The organism is Bilophila sp. 4_1_30 (assembly GCF_000224655.1).
GTDB classification, from domain to species: domain Bacteria; phylum Desulfobacterota; class Desulfovibrionia; order Desulfovibrionales; family Desulfovibrionaceae; genus Bilophila; species Bilophila wadsworthia.
The window spans coordinates 504,753-507,574 of sequence record NZ_JH114232.1; the positions used below are offsets into that span (position 1 = coordinate 504,753).

Annotated in this window: 2 protein-coding genes; both read right to left on the minus strand. The window is 62.4% G+C overall.

What is annotated here, in order from left to right; translation table 11 throughout:
* Positions 1 to 45: 45 nt before the first annotated feature.
* Positions 46 to 558 carry a GNAT family N-acetyltransferase gene (locus HMPREF0178_RS08915; protein ID WP_009380275.1) on the minus strand — a complete coding sequence of 171 codons (513 nt, stop codon included), beginning with the start codon at positions 556 to 558 and terminating at the stop codon, positions 46 to 48.
* Positions 559 to 743: 185 nt separating this feature from the next.
* Positions 744 to 2,669: a molybdopterin biosynthesis protein gene (locus HMPREF0178_RS08920; RefSeq protein ID WP_009380276.1), complete on the minus strand. Its 1,926-nt coding sequence runs from the start codon at positions 2,667 to 2,669 to the stop codon at positions 744 to 746.
* Positions 2,670 to 2,822 lie beyond the last annotated feature (153 nt).

Here is a 2,822-nt window from a genome sequence, read left to right on the forward strand (position 1 = left end):
TTTCTTTAGAAAGGTTCCCCTCCCCCTCTCCAATTCTTTCCTCTCTCATTCACCAACAGGTTCCTTTGGGCCGTCGAGAATCTTCTGATAGAAAACGAGATCGAGCCAGCGGCCGAACTTGTAGCCCGCTTTGACGATCTTCCCGGCAAGCGTGAATCCGAATCGCTCGTGCATACGGATGCTGGCGGCATTGTCGGCATCGATGCCCGCGATCATGGTCGCATAGCCTGCCCCGTTCGCCGTTTCCAACAGCTTTTCCATCAGCCGGGTGGCGATGTGGAGCCGCCGGAAGTCCTTATGAACGTAAATGGAATGTTCGATGCTGTACTTGTAGGCGGGCCACGGACGGAAGTTTCCATAGGTGGCGAATCCGGCTACCACGCCGTCCTCTTCCAGCACGAAAACGGGAAGCCCGGCCTCACGGTGCTCGTTGAACCATTGCCTGCGCATGTCCAGCGTATGCGGCGTATAGGTGTAGACGGCCGTGGTGTTGATGACGGCATCGTTATAAATATCCAAAATCGCTTGCAGGTCTGCTTCTGTGGCAGGGCGGATCATGAGGCTTTCCTTGGCTGTGCTGATCGGTTTCCCCGACAAGGAAACGGGTTAGGGGGGAAGCTTGGTGGGGGGGAAGGTTCCCCTACGGACGGCCCCGCAAGGGCCTTGACCGTCAGGCGGGGCCTAGCCCTTACGGACATCGGCGGCAACGCAGCCCCTATCCCAAAGGTTCCCCTCCCCTTTTCCTACATTCGTTTTTCGCCTTCCACCATGATCTGCCCGGTGAGGGGCGTGTCGTAGCCGCCTTGGGCTTCGATGCGCGCCTTGAATTCCGGCGAATCGAGCAGGGCGCGGACGGCCTGAACGCGGGGATCATCGAGAAAGCGCGTGGGGATGACGAGATCATAGCGTTCAAGGGCGAGCGGCACGAAATCAAGGCCAAGCGCCTTGGCAGCGGCGTAGATGCCCATGCCGCAGTCGGCCGCCCCGGTGAGCACGTTTACCGCCACAGCCATGTGCGTAAACTCTTCCTTGTCGTATCCTTTGACGTCGGAAGGCTTGAGCCCGGCCTGCTTCAGCTTCCAGTCGAGGAGGATGCGTGTCCCGGCCCCGCGCTGGCGGTTGATGAAGCGGACGCGGGTGAAATCGTCGATGCCTTGAATATCCATCGGGTTGCCGTGCGGGACGATGATGCCCTGATGCCGGATGGCGAGGTTGATGACCGTTACGTCCACATCGGGCAGGAATTTCTTGATGAACGGGAAATTGAAGTCGTCGGATTCGGGATCGAAAAGATGCATCCCGGAGAGGTGGCAGGAGCCGTTTTTCAGGGCCGTAATGCCACCCATGCTGCCGACGTGCGTGGAGGCGAACCGGAAGGGCTCGGGCAGGCCCATGAGTTCGTCTGCGAGCAGATCAAGGGTGTTGTCGTGGCTGCCCACACAGACAAGGATGCGGTCGAGTTCCGCTTCCGAAACGGACAGCTCGGCGGGAACCACGGCGTGCTCGTTCAGGCCCTCAGCCTGTTCGGGGATGCGCACGTCGCCCTGTGCGCGGGTGACGGTGGTGATGTTCCCGGCCCCGCGTCCGAGCGGCGTGGCGACCAGCTTGTCGCCGACCCGCCCGATGGACACGCGCACGTGCTCCTCGACGCCCGGTCGGGAAGGCACGGTACGGGTCAGCTCGACGGGGACGACGGTTTTTGCGGGCGGCTCGCGGTGCGAAAGCCACGAGATGAGCGGTTCGAGCAGTTCCTTAAAGCAGACCAGCGCGCTTACCGGATACCCCGGCGCCCCTGCCACGAGGCGGCCCCGGCAGTTGGCGAGCAGGGAGGGCTTCCCCGGCATGGCGGCGATGCCGTGCGTGAGGATTTCGCCTTCCTTTTCCAGCGTGGCGCGGGTGAAGTCCTTGGAGCCCGCGGACGAGCCGGCGCAGAAGATGGTCAGGTGCCTGCCCGCGTCAAGGCTGTCCTTCAGGGCCTGATGCAGGGCTTCCGGGCTGTCCGGGACGGGAGCGGCTCGTTCCACGACGCAGCCCAATTCACGGGCCAGCGCCGCCAGCATCTGGGAATTGGATTCCACGACCTGCCCCTTGCCGGGATCGGGGTGCGTGGTGAAGTCGAGCACTTCATCCCCTGTCGGGATGATGCGGACAGTGACGCGTTCCCAGACGGGCACGTCCCAGATGCCGCCGGAAAGCAGCGCGCCCACATCCCACGGCCTCAACTGGTGGTTACGCGGAAAGAGCAGCTCCGTCGCCACGATGTCCTCCCCGATGCGGCGGACGTGCTGCCACGGGAAGGCGGGGGCTTCAATGGTGACGCCGTCGCCGTTCAGCACGACCTGTTCGATCATGATCACGGCGTCGCAGCCTTCGGGCATGGGGTGGCCGGTATTGACAGCAAAGCAGGTTTCCCCGGCCTTGAGCGTCAACGGGTGCCCTTCCCGTGCCGCGAAGGTCGAACGGGCGTTGACCGCGTAACCGTCCATCGCCGCCGAGTGGAAGGTGGGCGAGGAATAGCGGGCGTGCACCGCGTGCGCCAGTACCCGGCCCGAAGCTTCATGCGAAGGGATCGTTTCCTCGCGGATCAGCGCTTCGCGGTCTATGGAAGCCTTCACCCGTGCGATGGCTTCCGCGGGAGGGATTGTCTTGAGATAGATATTGCGTTTCATGATAATTCCTTATGTGAATAAAACACATTTTGCAGCCTTACCGGGAGACGTGCGCCAGGGTTTGGCTTCCCGTGCCGCCCGTTCCGCCATAGACCTTTGCAAAAGTCTTTGGGGGAGGAGGGGTGGGGTTTGGGGAGGGGAGGAGGGCTTCTC